General features: G+C 31.7%; 15 protein-coding genes. 11 read left to right on the forward strand and 4 right to left on the reverse strand.

Annotated elements, in window-relative coordinates:
• The first annotated feature begins 89 nt into the window (after nucleotides 1–89).
• From CHAB381_RS04520 to truA, 8 genes are all read left to right on the forward strand, one after another.
• Nucleotides 90–1,016: an aspartate carbamoyltransferase catalytic subunit gene (locus tag CHAB381_RS04520; protein ID WP_012108818.1), complete on the forward strand. Its 927-nt coding sequence runs from the start codon at nucleotides 90–92 to the stop codon at nucleotides 1,014–1,016.
• Between the two features lie 2 nt (nucleotides 1,017–1,018).
• The gene (locus tag CHAB381_RS04525; RefSeq protein WP_012108819.1) at nucleotides 1,019–2,299 is read left to right on the forward strand and encodes a dihydroorotase; all 1,281 of its coding nucleotides are present in this window, start codon (nucleotides 1,019–1,021) and stop codon (nucleotides 2,297–2,299) included.
• A 700-nt stretch (nucleotides 2,300–2,999) separates the two neighbouring features.
• Entirely contained in the window at nucleotides 3,000–4,298 is a 1,299-nt protein-coding gene (gene glmU / locus CHAB381_RS04535) for a bifunctional UDP-N-acetylglucosamine diphosphorylase/glucosamine-1-phosphate N-acetyltransferase GlmU (RefSeq protein ID WP_012108822.1), read from the forward strand.
• Entirely contained in the window at nucleotides 4,295–5,473 is a 1,179-nt protein-coding gene (coaBC, locus tag CHAB381_RS04540; RefSeq protein WP_012108823.1) for a bifunctional phosphopantothenoylcysteine decarboxylase/phosphopantothenate--cysteine ligase CoaBC, read from the forward strand. Before glmU ends, coaBC begins: the two co-directional genes overlap by 4 nt.
• Nucleotides 5,473–6,150, forward strand: coding sequence for a polyprenyl diphosphate synthase (gene uppS / locus CHAB381_RS04545; RefSeq protein ID WP_041570490.1), 678 nt, complete (start codon nucleotides 5,473–5,475; stop codon nucleotides 6,148–6,150). The genes coaBC and uppS overlap by 1 nt, the downstream gene beginning before the upstream one ends.
• A gap of 24 nt (nucleotides 6,151–6,174) precedes the next feature.
• A complete protein-coding gene (locus tag CHAB381_RS04550) occupies nucleotides 6,175–6,936 on the forward strand; it encodes a prepilin peptidase (RefSeq protein ID WP_012108825.1) in 762 nt (253 codons plus the stop codon).
• Nucleotides 6,929–7,951 carry an LptF/LptG family permease gene (locus CHAB381_RS04555; protein WP_012108826.1) on the forward strand — a complete coding sequence of 341 codons (1,023 nt, stop codon included), beginning with the start codon at nucleotides 6,929–6,931 and terminating at the stop codon, nucleotides 7,949–7,951. Before CHAB381_RS04550 ends, CHAB381_RS04555 begins: the two co-directional genes overlap by 8 nt.
• Nucleotides 7,935–8,771 (forward strand): tRNA pseudouridine(38-40) synthase TruA, encoded by an 837-nt coding sequence (truA, locus tag CHAB381_RS04560; protein ID WP_012108827.1) that lies wholly within the window; start codon nucleotides 7,935–7,937, stop codon nucleotides 8,769–8,771. Before CHAB381_RS04555 ends, truA begins: the two co-directional genes overlap by 17 nt.
• A 207-nt stretch (nucleotides 8,772–8,978) precedes the next feature.
• Here truA and CHAB381_RS04565 read toward each other — a convergent pair whose 3' ends face one another.
• The 3 genes from CHAB381_RS04565 to CHAB381_RS04575 are packed head-to-tail and all read right to left on the reverse strand — an operon-like array spanning nucleotide 8,979 to nucleotide 11,874.
• Nucleotides 8,979–10,610: a cation:proton antiporter gene (locus CHAB381_RS04565; protein WP_012108828.1), complete on the reverse strand. Its 1,632-nt coding sequence runs from the start codon at nucleotides 10,608–10,610 to the stop codon at nucleotides 8,979–8,981.
• A 3-nt stretch (nucleotides 10,611–10,613) separates the two neighbouring features.
• Nucleotides 10,614–10,991 carry a heat shock protein transcriptional repressor HspR gene (locus CHAB381_RS04570; RefSeq protein ID WP_012108829.1) on the reverse strand — a complete coding sequence of 126 codons (378 nt, stop codon included), beginning with the start codon at nucleotides 10,989–10,991 and terminating at the stop codon, nucleotides 10,614–10,616.
• 10 nt (nucleotides 10,992–11,001) lie between these two features.
• Entirely contained in the window at nucleotides 11,002–11,874 is an 873-nt protein-coding gene (locus CHAB381_RS04575) for a DnaJ family protein (protein ID WP_041570492.1), read from the reverse strand.
• A gap of 174 nt (nucleotides 11,875–12,048) precedes the next feature.
• Here CHAB381_RS04575 and CHAB381_RS04580 point away from each other — a divergent pair, with 174 nt between their 5' ends.
• The 3 genes from CHAB381_RS04580 (at nucleotide 12,049) to CHAB381_RS04590 (ending at nucleotide 15,463) form a co-directional block, all read left to right on the forward strand.
• Nucleotides 12,049–13,464, forward strand: coding sequence for a Do family serine endopeptidase (locus tag CHAB381_RS04580; RefSeq protein WP_012108831.1), 1,416 nt, complete (start codon nucleotides 12,049–12,051; stop codon nucleotides 13,462–13,464).
• Nucleotides 13,465–13,547: 83 nt separating this feature from the next.
• The gene (locus CHAB381_RS04585) at nucleotides 13,548–14,228 is read left to right on the forward strand and encodes a response regulator transcription factor (protein ID WP_012108832.1); all 681 of its coding nucleotides are present in this window, start codon (nucleotides 13,548–13,550) and stop codon (nucleotides 14,226–14,228) included.
• Nucleotides 14,225–15,463, forward strand: a complete 1,239-nt coding sequence (locus tag CHAB381_RS04590; RefSeq protein WP_012108835.1) for an ArsS family sensor histidine kinase — start codon at nucleotides 14,225–14,227, stop codon at nucleotides 15,461–15,463. Before CHAB381_RS04585 ends, CHAB381_RS04590 begins: the two co-directional genes overlap by 4 nt.
• A gap of 247 nt (nucleotides 15,464–15,710) precedes the next feature.
• On the opposite strand, the gene dsbD is transcribed toward CHAB381_RS04590, so the two are convergent.
• Nucleotides 15,711–17,408: a protein-disulfide reductase DsbD gene (dsbD, locus tag CHAB381_RS04595; RefSeq protein ID WP_049752835.1), complete on the reverse strand. Its 1,698-nt coding sequence runs from the start codon at nucleotides 17,406–17,408 to the stop codon at nucleotides 15,711–15,713.
• Nucleotides 17,409–17,478: the final 70 nt, after the last annotated feature.

Genomic DNA, 17,478 nt, shown 5'->3' on the forward strand with positions numbered 1-17,478 from the left:
AAACAAAATTTAATGTAAAATGTAAATTTTAGCGTTTCATTAGCAAAAATTTTATAAAATGGCGCAATTTAAACTTCAAAGGAAAATCGATGCCTTATACAAAAAAAGATTTAATCAGTATGAAAGATCTAAGCAAAGACGATATTTTCGATATATTGCGTCTTGCTTTGAAATTTAAGGAGCTTAATAAAAGTCCTGTTAAAAAAGCTGATTCACTTCGCGGAAAAACCGTAATAAACGCATTTTTTGAAAATTCTACAAGAACAAGAACCAGCTTTGAAATCGCTGCAAAAAGACTTGGCGCGGATGCGATAAATTTTTCAAGCAGCGTAAGCAGCACAAAAAAAGGCGAATCTCTAATCGATACGATAAAAAATATGGAGGCGATGAAAACCGATATTTTCGTTGTGCGACACGCAAGTAGCGGCACTGCAAAATTCATCGCTGATAATGCAAGCGCGAGCGTAGTAAATGCCGGAGACGGCTTAAACGAGCACCCGACTCAATGTTTGCTTGATTTGCTTACGATTTACGAAAACAAAGGAAGACTTGAAAACCTGAATGTAGCGATAATCGGTGATATTTTTCGCTCAAGAGTTGCAAGATCAAATGTTTGGGCGATGAAAACGCTTGGTATAAATGTAAAACTTTTCGGACCGCCGATGATGACAAGAGATTGTGAAGCATTTGGTGTTCCGCTTTGTAGCAATATCGACGAAGCCGTTGAAAATAGTGATGTAATCATTATGCTTCGCATTCAACTTGAAAGACAGGATGGCGAACCTGAATTTCCTTCTGTACGCGAATACAGTAAATTTTTCGGACTTACAGCAAAACGTATGGAATTAGCTAAAAAAGACGTAATTATAATGCATCCGGGACCAATAAATCGCGGTGTGGAGATAAACTCCGATGTGGCAGACGATCCGAAATTTACAAAAATTTTAAATCAAGTTGAAAACGGCGTTGCTGTAAGAATGGCTGTTTTGGATACTTTGATAAAAAATAGGAGCTGAAAATGAAAATTTTAATAAAAAACGGTACAGTAATAAATGCGACAGGCAGGCAAAAAATCAATGTTTTAATAGAAAATGATAAAATTTTAAAATTAACAAACAGTGATGAAAAAGCCGATAAAATCATTGACGCAAAAGAAAAACTTGTAATGCCCGGACTAATAGATATGCATGTGCATTTTAGAGATCCCGGATTTGAATATAAAGATGATATAAATACAGGTAGTGAGTGCGCAGTAGCAGGCGGTGTTACGACTTGTATGTGTATGGCAAACACAAATCCTGTAAACGATAACCGCACGATAACGGAAGCCATGATAAAAAAAGCCAAAGCTAAAGGATTAATCGATTTACTTCCAATCGGGGCGATTACAAAAGATTTCGAAGGCAAAAAAATCGTAGAAATGGGCGATATGATAGAGGGCGGATGTGTAGCTTTCAGCGATGACGGACTTCCTGTAACTGACAGCTCGGTAATGCGTCAAGCGCTTGAATATTCGGCTTATTTCGGCACATTCGTGATAAACCACTGCGAAGATTGTTCGCTTTGCCATGGCGGAGTGATGAATGAGGGAAAAGTCAGTGCAATTTTAGGACTTAAAGGTATGGCAAGCGAAAAAGAAGAAATTATGGTTGCGCGTGATCTTCTGCTTGCCAAAAAAACGGGCGGACATATTCATATAGCGCATGTCAGTTCGCTTTGGTCATTAAAACTGATAGAGCAAGCTAAAAAAGACGGAATAAATGTAACCTGCGAAGTAACACCGCATCATTTCAGTTTCGATGAAAATAGACTTATCACTTACGATACAAATTACAAAATGTCGCCGCCACTTCGCACAAACAAAGATCTTGCGGCAATTCGTACCGCTCTTAAAAATGGTATGATAGATGTCATCGCGACAGATCACGCGCCGCACAGTTGGGATGATAAATTTGTGGAATTTGATAAAGCGCCTTTTGGAATTTTGGGACTTCAAACGCTTGTGCCGTTAACTTTAAACCTTGTAAAAGAAGGCATAATCAGTCTTGAAAAAATGGTTTCTTTATGTTCGGCTAGACCTGCTGAAATTTTAAACATCAAAAACAAAGGCGAAATAAAAGCTGGAAATATAGCAGATATCGCAATAATCGATCCTGATTTAAAATATATCTATGATAAAAATTTAAACAAATCAAAATCAATAAATTCGCCGCTTTTTAATAAAGAACTTACAGGCGCTGCAATTTGCACAATAAAAAACGGACGCGTAGTATTTGAGTTTCCAAATATCGTAGCATAGAATTTAACTTTTTTAATAAATTTTTAAAATTCCGTAGCGATTTTAATCACTACGGAATTAATTTTTTTCAGTTGTTATTTATTTTATGTAAATTTTATCTTTTATGCATTATCAAAATTAAAATGTTGAACCTGATACATTAAAAACAACTTTCCAAAAAAAATTTTCATCTCATCTAATAAATTTTTATAATTGCAAAAAGTTTCCAAAACTATCTTTTTTGATGTTGCAAAATTTGAAAAACACATTATAAAATATCTCATAAGCTTTTACCTGAATTTTTCTACATCGTTCTTTATATATAGCATATTATATAATTATTAAATTTTTACTGTTTTTACCGATTTGGTAATTTTAAATTTTTTTTAAAAAATTAATAGTTTTTGCTAAATTTATGGATTTTGACACAAAATACATAAACTGAAATTTCTTTATTTTTTTAAAGGCTGTATTTTAAAATTCACTGTCATTATATAAATCAAATATACCAAGACTACTAAAATAATGCAAAGTATGATAATTTAAATTGCATTTTGTTGTGTCATTATGAGATTTTAAAAAACACAAAAAACTGATAATAAAAAAATCAATAAATTCTTGATAAAAGCCGTAAAATTCAATTTTAAAAGAGTAAATTTTATAAATTTTAAGTCTTATTTTGGTAAAATTAAAGGAATTTTTAAAATTTAAAGGATTAACGATGAGTGAAATCAGCGTAATCATATTAGCTGCGGGTTTTGGAACTCGTATGAAATCAAAAAAAGCAAAGGTTTTATTTGAACTTTGCGGCGAACCGATGCTTTTTCATATATTAAAAAAAGCTTACGAAATAACAGATAACGTAAATGTAGTTTTGCATTATGACTTTGAAAATATAAAAAATATCGTGCTTTCGAAATTTCCGAATGTAAAAATTTACAAACAGGATCACGAAAATTTTCCAGGAACCGCCGGAGCATTAAAAAATATAAATCTAAACTCACAAAAAACTTTAATTATATGCGGAGATATGCCTCTTGTAAAAACCGCAGAACTTAAAAAACTTTGCAAAGGCGAAACCGATATAAATTTAAGCGTCTTTTATGCCGAAAATCCATTTGGATACGGTCGCGTTATAAATAAAAACGGCAAAATTTTAAAAATAGTCGAACAAAAAGATGCAAACGAGCAGGAATTAAAAGAAAACTGCGTAAATGCCGGCGCTTATTGTTTTAAAACAGACATTTTAAAGCAAATTTTACCATTAATAAAAAATGAAAATTCTCAAAAAGAGTATTATTTAACGGATGCCATTGAAATTGCACTTCAAAAAAAGCTAAAATGTCAAGCTATTGAAGTGGCGGAAGAAAATTTTATGGGAATAAACGATAAATTCGCATTAAGTAAAGCTGAAACGATAATACAAAATGAGATAAAAGAAAATTTAATGAAAAACGGTGTTTTAATGCGCCTGCCTGAAAGTATTTATATAGATTCAAGAGCCAAATTCATAGGTGAATGCGAATTGCATGAAAATGTAAGTATAATCGGATCTTGCGTTATAGAAAACAGCATAATAAAAAGCTCATCGGTGATAGAAAATTCTCATATCATAAATAGCGATATCGGTCCGATGGCGCACATAAGACCTGATTGTGAAATTTCAGACACTCATATAGGAAATTTTGTAGAACTCAAAAAAGCCAAAGTAAATAAAATTAAAGCCGGACATTTAAGCTATCTTGGAGATTGTGAAATACAGGAAGGCACAAATGTCGGTTGCGGAACTATTACTTGTAATTATGACGGAAAAAGAAAATACAGAACAAAAATCGGCAAAAACGTATTTATCGGATCAGATACACAATTGGTAGCTCCGGTAGAAATACAAGACAATGTTTTAATCGCGGCAGGAAGCACAATCACAAAAAATGTGGAAGAAGGTTCTCTTGCAATTTCTCGCATAAAGCAGGAAAATAAACCCGGTTTTTTTGCTAAATTTTTTAAGGAAATAAAATGACAAGAAAAAAAATTTTACTCGCAGTTTGCGGAAGCATAAGCTTTTATAAAGCTTTTGAAATTTTAAGTGAGCTTAAAAAAGAAAATTTTGATGTATATGTTGCACTTAGCGAAGGTGTGTTAAAATTCGTAGATTATCATGCATTTGACGCACTTTGCGAACATCCTGTGCTTTGCAGCAAAACAGAAGATTGGCAAGAAGGATTAAACCATATAGAATATGCAAAAATGGATTTGATTTTAGTGGCTCCTGCAAGCGTAAATACCATAAATAAACTGGCTTGGGGCGTTTGCGATAATATTTTCTTGCAAACTCTTATAGCAAGCGATGCAAAAATACTTATAGCTCCGGCTGCAAATGAAAAAATGCTGACCAATCCTATTACAAAAAATTGTATTCACATTTTAAAAGAAAAAAGAAAAGCGGAATTTATTGAACCTGTGGTTAAAAAACTAGCTTGCGGTGATGTGGCAAAAGGCGGTCTCGCCGATATAAATACAATAATTTATGCTGTAAAACGTGCTGTTACTGCGGATAATTTTTATGAAAACAAAATGGTCGTAATAACAGGCGGTCCTACAATAGAAAAAATCGATGATGTTCGCGCTATAACTAATCTTTCAAGCGGAAAAATGGGTAGAGCGTTAGCCGATGCATTTTATATGCTTGGAGCAGATGTTACGCTGATTTCAAGCGTAGATTTCAGTGTTCCTTACAAACTTATAAAATTTGACAGTTCAATCGGATTAAAAAGTGCGCTTGACAGTATAAGATTTAAGGAAAATTCACTTTTAGTAATGGCTGCTGCGGTTAGCGATTATACACCGCGCTCACGATATAAAGGTAAATTAAAAAAAGAAGAGCTTGGTGATCTCTGGACTCTTCGACTAGGTATAAACAATGATATACTTTCATCAATTGAGAGTAAAAAACTTAAAAAAATCGGTTTTAAAATGGAAAGCGATCAGGAAACAGCTTTAATGAGTGCTAAAAAAACGCTTATTATAAAGCATTTAGATGCTGTTTGCTTAAATATTTTGGATAGCGTTGTCAAATTCGGAAGCGATGACACAAAGATTACTTTTATAACTAAAAACAGCGAAATAAAACTGAAACAAGCTCCAAAAAGCGAACTTGCAATGCAAATCGCAGAACTTGCAAAAAGTTTATTTTGATGAATGAATTGCATCATTTAGCAATTATTATGGACGGCAACGGTCGCTGGGCTAAAACAAAGTCATTGGCACGAATAAAAGGGCATGAAGCAGGCGCAAAAGTAGTAGAAACTGTAAGTGAGTTTTGTATAAAAAATGGCATTGCAAATCTCACGCTTTACGCATTTAGCACGGAAAACTGGAAACGACCGGAAAGCGAAGTTAATTTTTTATTAAACCTGTTAAAAAAATTTATAATCAAAAAACGAGAAATTTTTATCAAAAATGAGATAAAATTTAAAGCAATCGGTGATATTTCAGTATTCTCACAAGATTTGCAATCTGAAATTTCAGCTTTACAAAATTTAACCGCAACTTATAAAAAGTTAAATTTCAATCTTGCTTTAAATTACGGCTCACGAGATGAAATTATAAGAGCGGCAAAAAAAGTAATTCAAAAAGGCGATGAACTTAACGAACAAAATTTAAGTGCAAATCTTGATAGTGCCGACTCAGGAGATGTTGATTTGTTAATTAGAACAGGTGGAGAAATTAGACTTTCAAATTTTATGCTTTGGCAGGCAAGCTATGCTGAACTTGCTTTTACAAATACGTTTTGGCCTGATTTTAGCGAGGATGAACTTGCCGAAATAGTCGAAAATTTTAAAATTAAAAATCGCCGTTTCGGCGGTCTGTAAAAATTTATAAAAAGAGAAAAAATGATGAATTTAGGAATTTTATATGGCGTATTTTTTGTAATTTTAGGTATTTGCGTCGGATCTTTCAGCAATGTTTTAATTTATCGCTTACCGAAAAAAGAGAGTATAAACTTTCCTGCAAGTCACTGCACCAAATGCGGTCATAAATTAAAATGGTATCACAACATACCATTATTTTCATGGATTTTTCTAGGCGGCAGATGCGCATTCTGCAAAGATAAAATTTCCATTCAATATCCAATCGTTGAATTTCTTGGCGGAATGCTTATGTTTATAGCTTATTATTTTGAACCGAACATATTAAAAGCGCTTATTTTAGGACTTTGTTTTATAATTTTACTGGCTCTTTCAGCGATTGATTTTAAATACAAAGCAGTTCCTGATTCTCTTCTTTATCCAAGTCTTGTTTTGGCATTATGTTACTCAATTATTGATTTTAAATTTGATGGAGTAATTGCGGCTTCAGTTTTAGCTTTTGCATTTTTTGCACTTCGTTTTATTGTCAGTTTTTGTTTAAAAAAAGAAGCAATGGGACCGGCTGACATTTTTATAGCAGGCGTAATCGGAGCTATTTTAGGACTTCGCCTTGGTTTTGCTTCTATTTTTGTAGCAGCGATTTTAACACTTCCTGCATATGCGATTGTAAATAAAAAAGGTTACGAACTTCCATTTGTGCCGTTTCTTGCGCTTGGAATGCTTATAGTTTTTTGTGCAAAAACAGAAACAATTTGGATTTTAAATTATATCGGCGGGGCAAATGTATAGAGCCGAAAAATACTTATTCAGTAATTTTTTAAGCACTTTCGCGTCGCTTTTCAGTACGCTTTTTTTAATAATGTCAATTATATTTTTTCTTCAAATAGCGCGTATTACTTCATTTGTAGAGATAAATTTATATGAATTAACAAAACTTTATCTTTTTATGCTTCCGCGCATTCTTATTTTTACAATACCGATTTCATTTTTTGTAGCTCTTGCGATGTCACTATTCAGACTTTCAAAAGAAAATGAAACGATAGTGCTTTTTACTCTTGGTTATTCAAGTGAAAAAATAGCGCGATTTTTTTTATTTTTAGCTTTTATTGTTTCCGTTTCAATGCTTTTGATCTCACTGTTTATGATGCCTTTAGCCGAAAATTTAAAGGATAATTTCGTAAGTTATAAAAAAATCAGTGCAAATTTAAATATAAAATCAAGTGAATTCGGACAAAAATTTTCGGATTGGCTGGTTTTTATTGATGATCAAAAAGAGACGAACACCGGAAGTATCTACGAAAATCTCATACTTTATCACCCAAAAAATAAAACAAGCGATGAGCGTATAATTTTGGCAAGCAGTGGCGAAATTGCAAATGAAAATTCAAATTTCTCGTTAAAACTTAAAAACGGTAAAGCTTATACAAACGATGAAAAAAAATGGCATATAAGCTATTTTGACGAACTTATAATTCGCACAGTTCAAAAAGATAAAATCAAAGAAAACGGCGGAATTTTAGGATATTGGAAAAACGAAAAAAACGCTTCGAAACAGCTTAGTATATATGTTTTAGTTTCACTTTTTCCTCTTGCTTCAATATATTTTGCCGTAAGCTTCGGTATAGTAACGTATCGTTACGAAAAAGGTTTCATTTATATTGGAATTTTCGGCGTACTTTTTTGCTATTTTGCAATGATTATGATTTTTGCAAAGCAGCCGTTATTAGCCATTCCACTTACTTTTTTTATATTTTTAATCCTTTCTTACATTTTTTACAGGCAAAAAATTGCAAGACGATATTAAAATTCGTTTAATTTACAGTTTTGACGGCTCTAAATTTTGCGGCTCTCAAACGCAACCAAACGGCAAAGCGGTAGAAGACAGACTAAATTCAGCACTTTTTCGATGCGGTATAAATGAAAAAGTAATATCGGCATCAAGAACTGATAAAGGAGTGCATGCACTTTCTCAAGTCAGTACAACGCATTGTGCCGCTTTTTGGGATTTGCAAAATCTTAGGCATTTTATAAATCGACACGCTAAGCCGTCGATTTACGTGCGAAAAATAGAGCGCGCGGATGAAAATTTTCAAGTTAGATTTGACGCTAAAGCGCGCAGTTACAGATATATATTAAATCATGATGAATTCAGTCCGTTTTTTAGTAATTATTTTTATTTTTATCCAGAAATTTCGCCATTTTTACTCAATTTATCTCTTGGCATTTTTGTAGGTAAGCACGATTTCAGCGAATTTATGAAATCAGGAAGTGCCAGCGGTTCCGTAAGAGAAATTTATAAAGCTTTTGCTTACAGATACAAAAATTTTACAATCATAAACTTTAAAGCCAACGGTTTTTTACGGGCTCAGGTTCGACTGATGGTAGCAAATGCCTTAAAATGTGTAAAAATTTTGGAAAAATCATTTAGTAATAAAAAAATTGATGAAATTTCAAACTTTTATAAAAATAATAAAAACTTAAAATTTAATGAAATTTTAAAAAATAAAGATTTTAATATTGAGAAAATCATAAACGATAATAATTTTCCGCTTAATATAAATAAAGCCATAACTCGCATTCCTGCTCCTCCAAACGGACTTTATCTAAATAAAATTTGGTATTAGAATTTTACCAAAATCGTAGAAAATACCGATTTACTTAAAATTTTAACGTTGATAATTCAAATTTTAAGTATGATATTAAAATTTAAATCAAATCTGACAATTTGAAAAATACATTTAAAATAAAAATTCGTTTTTTTTATTCAAAATTCAGTATTTTAAAATTTTTAAATAAAAAAACATTAAAAAATTTAAGCTTAAATTTCCACATTAAATTTCTGCTGAATGTTTTTCTATTTTACATTGAATCGCTTCCTGTACAAGCACGTTCGCAATAGCTCTTTCTTCTTTAATAAAACGAAATTTTTCTCCAAAATCACTAAACAGTTTTTTTTCGTCTGCTCCTGTATATCTGACGACTACATCTGAAGGCATATTAAGAGAAGCGATATTTTTAGCTATCATCATCAACTTCTGTTCGTTTGAAACCGTTAAAATTATTCCGTCCGCATTTGCGATATTTGCTTCAATCAAAGTGCTTTTTCGTGTCATATCGCCAAAATAGATATTTTCTCCGCGACTTTTACCAAGTTCGACAAGAGTTAAATCGCTCTCAATTACAATATGCAAAAGTCCTTGATTTTTCAGTTTTAATACGACTTCCTGACCAAGCCTTCCGTATCCGCAAACTATAAAATGGTGTTTTATTTCAGCAAGTTTTATTTTATTTTTTGTCAAAGAAGTTCCATCGCCTTCAAAACGATTTGCAAAAACATTTATATTTTTCAAAATAAAAGGTGTAATAATCATCGTAATTACAACTGTTGAAATTAAAATTTGCGCATTTGTTTGAGAAATAGCGCTGTGAGCCAACATTATGGAAAAAATCGCAAGTGCAAACTCACCAATCTGAGATATTGAAATAGCTGCTTTAAAAGCAACACGTCTTTTTACACTAAAATACAGAATAAAATAAACTATAAGTGTTTTAATCGTCATTATAACAAAAACTAAAGCAAGAATTAAACCATAATTCTCTTTAATGGTATCAAAATTGATTTGCATACCGACAGTGATAAAAAAAAGTCCTAATAATATATCTCTGAACGGAATCAAAACGGCTTCTATCTGATCTTTATATTCCGTTTCGGCGATAATAATACCTGCGATAAACGCTCCAAGCGTATAAGAAAAACCAAATATATGGGCGATAAAACTAGAGCCTACAACCGTAAAAAGTATGGAAATAAGAAAAATTTCTTTTGAATCTGTCTGCAAAATTTTATTTAAAATAGCATTAAACAGGTATTTACCGATTAAAAACAGTAATCCGATCACAATAACTGCACTAATACAAGTTTTTAATATCAAATAAATTACAGGAGTGCTGTCAGTGCTGCCGAAAATATCAATCATAAGCAAAATCGGAATCACTGCAATATCCTGGAAAAGTAAAATTCCAAGTGCTTTACGACCGTAAATTTGACTGATTTGATTTCTATCATTTAAAATTTTAAGTACAATTGCGGTAGACGAAAGAGAAAGAGCTGAACCTATTATAATGGCTGCTTTTATATTAATACCGAAAATTTCATAAGCCGCAAAAGCAAAAAAAATCGTACTTACGCTCATTTGTAAAATACCGTTTAAAAAAACATCTTTTTTCATTTGCATAAGATATTTCAGACTGAATTCAAGCCCTATCGTAAACATTAAAAAAACTATACCGAACTCCGCGACGTGCGAAATTTCAGCTTTATTGGAAAGATTATATATATGATTTAGACAAATTCCTGTTACTATATAACCTATAATAGTCGGGATTTCAAACATTTTAAATATGACGTTAAGCACAATAGCTAGTGCTGAAACTATTAAAAAAAGCTCTAAAAAAAGCTCCATTTTTTAGTCCTTTTTATCGTCATAAAATATCAAATCAAAACTGTTTTTACGTTTTACTAATGATGTTTTTCTGTTTTTTGAACTTTGAAATTTTTCAAGCTCGCCGCGTAATTCATCTATTATTTTCTCGCTTTCTTCTATGCGTTCTTTTAATTGAAAAATTACATCCACACCGGCCAAATTGACACCTAAATCTTTTGTAAGACGAAGTATCATCTTTATGCGATCAATGTCTCTTGCCGAATACAAACGCATTTTACCTTCCGTTCTTTCCGGTTCGACAAGTCCTTCTCTTTCATATTGACGCAATGTTTGAGGATGAATATTTAAAATTTTAGCAACCACGCTTATCAAATACATCGGTTCATCATAATTTTGCATTTTTTATCCTTTATAATTTTTCTTTAAGAATTTTGATTGTCTGCTCATCAAAATTATTTATATCCGGAAGTAAAACATTTGTAGTTAAATACAAATCTCCGTAAATTTTACTTTTTCTATTTTGCACTCCATAGCCTTTTAGACGAATTTTTTGATTATTTTTTGTATTAGGTGCGATTTTTATATTGACATTTTTTTTGAATGTATCTACACTGATTTTGCCACCAAAAAGCGCTGTTTTTAATGAAATATCAACTTTTTTGTAAAGATCGTCACCTTTTCTTTCATATTGATCGCTTGGTTCAACTTCCAAATTTAAAATCAAATCGCCATTTCTTCCATGCGCACTTTTTCCTTTGCCACGAATTCGAAGTTTTTCTCCACTTTCAACGCCTGATGGAATACGAATTTTAATATTATCAGAATTAACTGAAATACTTATTTCTCCACCATTTACAGCAGTTTCGAATGGAATTCTAAGATTTGATACTATATCTAAATTTTCATTTTCAAAACCGCCGAATCCGCCAAAATCAAAACCTCCAAAGCCGCCGCCGAAATTTTCTCTTTTAAAACCGCCTCCAAAAACATTTTTTAAAATTTCATTTAAATCATCCATATTTTCGGCACTTCTTGTAAAATCGCCGAAATCTTGTCCGCCGAACATATTTTCGCCATAAGCATCATATTGTTTGCGTTTTTTTTCATCACTTAAAATTTCGTAAGCCGCGTTTATTTCTTTAAATTTTTCTTCGGCACCCGGTTCTTTATTTATATCCGGATGATATTTTCTGGCAAGTCTGCGATACGCTTTTTTTATTTCATCGCTGCTTGCCGTTTTACTGACGCCCAAAGTATCATAAGGGCTTTTATTTGGACTCATATTTCCTTCTTTCATTTTTGCAAAAATTTTGCGTAGATTATATCATATAAGTTTAGTCTTTGTCAATCAAGTTTATAACTGAGTTTCGTTTAAAATTCTTAAAATTTTATTGAAATTTCATTAAAACCTGTCATCTATAATTACGATAAAATTTTAATTTAAAGGATAATTAGTATGAAAAAAACAGTAATTTTTTCTATTTTTTTGGCTTCTGTCATGTTTGCAGGCAATATCGATTTTAACGAAGCCGACAAAAACGTCGAGAGGATAAATCCTCTAGTAAATAGTGAAAATAAGATTATTTCATTTAATTCATCAATTACAAATGCAAAAAAATCGGTCGTAAATATTGCGACTTCACAAACCATAAAAGCGTCTCAAAATCAAATTGATCCGTTTTTTAACGATCCGTTTTTTAACGATTTTTTTAAATTTAACTTCGGAATTCCAAAAACAGATAGAAAAGCTAAATCTTTGGGATCAGGCGTAATTATTTCAAATGACGGATATATAGTTACAAACAATCATGTCGTAGAAAACGCCGATGAAATTATAGTAACTTTGAGTGAAAGCGATAAAGAATTTAAGGCAAAACTTATCGGCAACGATCCTAAAACAGATATTGCAATAATAAAAATAGACAAAAAGGATCTTACCGCAATAAAATTCGGTGATAGCGGAGAACTTCTTGAAGGCGATATGGTTTTTGCCATAGGAAATCCGTTCGGCGTTGGCGAAACAATTACACAAGGTATAATTTCGGCTCTAAATAAAAACAATATCGGTTTAAATCAATATGAAAATTTTATACAAACCGATGCTTCTATAAATCCCGGAAACTCAGGAGGAGCATTGGTAGATAGCCGTGGTGCTTTAATAGGAATAAATTCCGCTATTTTAAGCAGCAGCGGTGGAAATAACGGTGTCGGATTTGCAATTCCTTCAAATATGGTAAAAAATATCGCAAGCAAACTGATAAAAGACGGCAAGATCGAACGCGGATATATCGGCGTAATGATATCAAATCTAAATGAAGACCAAAAAGAAATTTACAAAAATGAAGAAGGCGCACTTATAGCAAGCGTGGAAAAAAATTCTCCTGCCGATAAAGCTGGACTTAAACGCGGCGATTTAATCGTTAAAATAAACGACAAAAGCATAAAAAATGCGAATGAACTTAAAAACATAATCGGCTCAATGTCTCCAGGCGAAACAATCGAAGTACAATATGAACGTGCAAAAGATACGAAAACAGCAAAAATCAAACTTGATAATATGGATAGCAGCACACTTGCAGAAAACACAGAATCAAAAAGTTCAATAGAAGGCCTAAAACTTTCAAATCTTACAAATGAACTCAAACGTCAATATAATATTCAAAGTGATATAAAAGGCGTAATCATTACAAATGTAGAAAAAGGCTCAAAAGCCGAAGATTACGGTTTTGAACGCGGAGATATAATAATGCAGATCGCTCAAAAAGAGATAAAAACCATAGCCGATATAGATGAGGCGATTAAATCAAATAAAGGCAAAAAAATCGTTTGGGTTTTAAGAAATGAAATTCCGCTTGGAATAGTAATAAAATAATCCTCCTAAAAAGAGTGAAATTGCTTAAATTTCACTCTTAACACTAAATTTGCTATAATCACAGAATTTCAAAAAGGATAAATATGATAAAAATTTTAATGATTGAAGACGATACTGAACTGGCTGAAATTTTAAGTGAATATCTAAGCAAATTCGATATGAAAATAAGCGTTGCAGAAGATCCGTATATAGGCATTTCCAAATTAAATTTAGAACATTTCGATCTTCTCATACTTGATCTTACATTACCGGGAATGGATGGACTTGAAGTATGTAAAGAAATACGCAAAAAAAACAATATTCCTATCATAATTTCAAGTGCAAGACACGATTTAACCGACAAAGTAAATGCATTTGAGTTTGGCGCCGATGATTATTTGCCGAAACCTTACAATCCGCAGGAACTGCTGGTTAGAATAAAAAGTCATATTCGCCGTCAAAATGTAAATTTTGAAGTTTCTTCAAAGCAAAACGAAGAAAAAGATTTAGCGGTAAATGATTTTGAACATATAATAACTTTCAAAGGAAATACTTTAAATTTAACAGCCGCAGAATACGACATACTTGCATATCTGATAAAAAAAGAAGGCGGGGCGATTTCAAGAGAAGAGTTAATTTATAACTGCAACGCAATAAATGAAGATTCGACAAATAAGAGCATAGATGTAATAATCGGGCGCATACGCACAAAACTTGGTGAAAATCCGAAAGAGCCTGTTTATATACATGCAATCCGCGGTGTCGGATATAAACTTATTCAATGAAGACATCCGTTTTATATGCGATAACTGCTGTTTTCGCGCTGGCTTTAATAAGCATTTCAACTGCTTTTTTTTGGCTTATGGATTATGACAAACAAAATTATACAAGAGAACTGAATACAAAATATTCAATAATTTCTCGCGCGAATCTTTATAAAATGAACTCACTGATCGGAGAAGACGAATTTCAAAGACAAACTGAAAATTTCAAAATGCGCGAAATTAAAAACAAAGATGAAAAAAATAAAATAATTCAAAACGGAACTGTTTTAGACAAAATAGAAGCCGAAATCGGTTCATCGGCAATTATATTTTATAAAAATCACAATTATATAAAAATTACTCACAATGACAATGTTCTGCTGCTTTTTGACAAAGATTACGAACCGTATAGATACGCTATTTTTAAAGCTATTTATGCATTCATAATCTTAATAATTTTGATAACTTATATAATCATAATTCGCAAAATCAAACCGCTTCGAAAATTAAAAAGAGAGATTGATAAATTTGCGAACGGCAGTCTCGATATAAAAAACGTAGCCAAAGGAAATGACGAAATAAGCGATGTTGCAACGGCATTTTACGATGCCGTTATGCAAATTAGAAAACTTAACGAATCAAGACAACTTTTTTTGCGAAATATCATGCACGAATTAAAAACTCCAATAACAAAAGGCAGAATAACCGTTGAGATGATTGAAGAGGGCAAAAATAGAAATCGTCTTATTTCAGTTTTTGAAAGGCTTGAAAATTTGATAAACGAATTCGCTGCGGTTGAGCGTGCGACATCAGGTCTTACATTAAATAATATAACAACTTGCACAATGGACGATATCGTGCAGGAAGCGCTAGATATAGCGATGCTTGAAAAAAATGCAGTAGAAATATCAAACGATGAGAACATTAATGTAAATGTAGATTTTAAACTGTTTTCCATCGCCGTTAAAAATATGATTGACAATGGGCATAAATATTCTTCAAATAAAAAAGTTAAAATAATAGTTAATAACAAAAAATGCGAATTTATCACGACTGGCGAACAGCTTGAAAAAGATTTGTCGTTTTTCACGGAGCCGTTTTCAAAAGGCACAAATGCAAAACAAAGTTTCGGGCTTGGACTTTATATTGTTGATAATATTTTAAAAGCTCACGATTTGGCTTTAGGATATCGTTATGAAAATCAAAACAACATTTTTATATTTGAAAATTTCTCTCAAGTTGTAAATAAAAATTAATTTGATTTTATATTTTAATAAAACTTTATAAAAAATAAATGTTGTATTTCTTTAATACAATCAGCAAAAAATTATTTTATCTGCAATAGCGCTAAATTTCAAAATTTAATTTATTTAAAGTACTGTTTTAAATCGAATAAACTTGTCGAAATTTTACTTTTTTTAAGTACAGAATTTTTAAAATTTTGCGTTTAAATTACAGTTTTATATGAAATTTTAAATTTGCATAATCAAAATTTAGAAAATTTTAAATTTCATCTAAAATTTCCATAAAATTTTTAACATCTATGAAGCCCGTTATCTGCAAATCTTTAAGTTCTTTACCGTTTTTATAAAAAATCAAAGCCGGCGGACCGAAAACATTAAATTTTTGCATAAGTTTTAGATCTTCATCGCCATTTCTGCTTACATCTATTTTCACAAGATCAAAATTTTGTAAAATTTCATACACTTTACGATCTTTAAAAGTATCTTTTTCCAAGAGCTTGCAATTCTCACACCAACTTGCCCAAAAATCAACCATAACAGGCTTTTTTGTATTTTGTACAAAATTTTCAAGATCATCTAATGTTGAAATTTCAGTAAATTGCAATTCGTTCCTACCTGAAATTTTTGCAGTCGTGAAATTTTCAAAAGGTTTTAAAGCCGAAACTGCACCACTAAAAAATCCTACAAGCAGAAAAACGGAATAAATTAACGCTAAAAGCGAAATAACACGCCTGATTTTATGAACTCTGAAATCAAAAATTCCAAAAAATACGGCAAAACTTACACCTAAAATTCCATAAAGTAAAAGTGAAAAATTTTCGCCCCAAACACGCGTTCCAAGCCAAATTGCCATTATAAGAAGCAAAAAACCGAAAATTCGTGTTATAAGATTCATCCAAGCTCCCGGATGAGGTAAAAATTTCGCACTTATTCCAAGCAAAAGCAGCGGTATTCCTGAACCGAAACCAAGAAAAAATAAAGCAGACGTTCCTAAAAATATATCTCCGCTTTGTGTAATATAAAGTAAAGCACCGGCTAATGGTGCCGCAACGCAAGGACCAACTATTAAAGCGGAGAAAATTCCCATCACAAAAATGCCGAAATATCCGCTTGATTTATCGCCTTTTTGAGTAAAAAATGTTTGCAAACGCGAAGGAAGACGAATCTCATAAAATCCGAACATTGAAAAAGCTAAAAATACAAAAACGGCGCAAAGTCCTAAAATGACGGCCGGCATTTGCAAAATACTTTGCAAACTTGCTCCAAAAAAACTTGCTAAAAATCCGGTAACTGCATAAGCAAGAGAAATTCCTAAAACATAAATAAGACTGACTAAAAATGCGCCCTTGCCAGCATTTTTTGAAGTTTTGGCAACTATTACAGACGAAAGTATCGGCACCATAGGAAAAATACAAGGCGTAAACGAAAGCAAAATTCCATAACCGAAAAAACTCAAAAGTGTAAGAATGAAATTTTTATTTTTTATATCGTCAGCTATAGCCGTTTGTTCGTTAAAAGAGGCGTTTTTTAAATCTTTTTGATTTAAAGACACTATTTTATAATTTCCATCTTTTTTTTCATAACTGAAACTTCTGGTTTGCGGCGGATAACAAAAACCGCTTGCAGAACAACCGATAAAATCAAGTGCAATAGAAAATTTATCACTTTTTGCAATATTTTCAGGCAGTGTAATAAAAAATTCGCCTGCAAAAATTTCATTGTTTTTATAAATTTTACTATCAGGAAATTTTGCATTTTCATTCAATAACAAACTATTTTTAACAAAGTGAATTTTAAAACTGTTTTTATAAACATAAATATCTTCAGCTATCTTAAAATCGAAGTAAATTTTTTCATTTTGAATAGTCGAATCAACAACAAAAGCTTTAAATGGCTGAATTGGTGCGGCAAAACAAAAAGTAAAAAAAGATAATAAACTAAGTAAAATTTTAAACAAAATACTCTCCAAAATTTTAAAATCCAATGATTTTAACTGAAATTTATAAATTTTTTCGAAATTTTAAGAA

The sequence above is a fragment of the Campylobacter hominis ATCC BAA-381 genome (assembly GCF_000017585.1).
GTDB lineage: Bacteria > Campylobacterota > Campylobacteria > Campylobacterales > Campylobacteraceae > Campylobacter_B > Campylobacter_B hominis.

What these genes read in the sequence shown, in the direction of transcription:
- CHAB381_RS04525 (WP_012108819.1), top strand. Translation starts at nt 1,019, where the DNA reads ATGAAAATTTTAATAAAAAACGGTACAGTAATAAATGCGACAGGCAGG.
- CHAB381_RS04570 (WP_012108829.1), bottom strand. Translation starts at nt 10,991, where the DNA reads ATGCAAAATTATGATGAACCGATGTATTTGATAAGCGTGGTTGCTAAA.
- CHAB381_RS04565 (WP_012108828.1), bottom strand. Translation starts at nt 10,610, where the DNA reads ATGGAGCTTTTTTTAGAGCTTTTTTTAATAGTTTCAGCACTAGCTATT.
- CHAB381_RS04555 (WP_012108826.1), top strand. Translation starts at nt 6,929, where the DNA reads ATGTATAGAGCCGAAAAATACTTATTCAGTAATTTTTTAAGCACTTTC.
- uppS (WP_041570490.1), top strand. Translation starts at nt 5,473, where the DNA reads ATGAATGAATTGCATCATTTAGCAATTATTATGGACGGCAACGGTCGC.
- coaBC (WP_012108823.1), top strand. Translation starts at nt 4,295, where the DNA reads ATGACAAGAAAAAAAATTTTACTCGCAGTTTGCGGAAGCATAAGCTTT.
- glmU (WP_012108822.1), top strand. Translation starts at nt 3,000, where the DNA reads ATGAGTGAAATCAGCGTAATCATATTAGCTGCGGGTTTTGGAACTCGT.
- CHAB381_RS04585 (WP_012108832.1), top strand. Translation starts at nt 13,548, where the DNA reads ATGATAAAAATTTTAATGATTGAAGACGATACTGAACTGGCTGAAATT.
- CHAB381_RS04550 (WP_012108825.1), top strand. Translation starts at nt 6,175, where the DNA reads ATGAATTTAGGAATTTTATATGGCGTATTTTTTGTAATTTTAGGTATT.
- CHAB381_RS04520 (WP_012108818.1), top strand. Translation starts at nt 90, where the DNA reads ATGCCTTATACAAAAAAAGATTTAATCAGTATGAAAGATCTAAGCAAA.
- CHAB381_RS04580 (WP_012108831.1), top strand. Translation starts at nt 12,049, where the DNA reads ATGAAAAAAACAGTAATTTTTTCTATTTTTTTGGCTTCTGTCATGTTT.
- CHAB381_RS04590 (WP_012108835.1), top strand. Translation starts at nt 14,225, where the DNA reads ATGAAGACATCCGTTTTATATGCGATAACTGCTGTTTTCGCGCTGGCT.
- CHAB381_RS04575 (WP_041570492.1), bottom strand. Translation starts at nt 11,874, where the DNA reads ATGAGTCCAAATAAAAGCCCTTATGATACTTTGGGCGTCAGTAAAACG.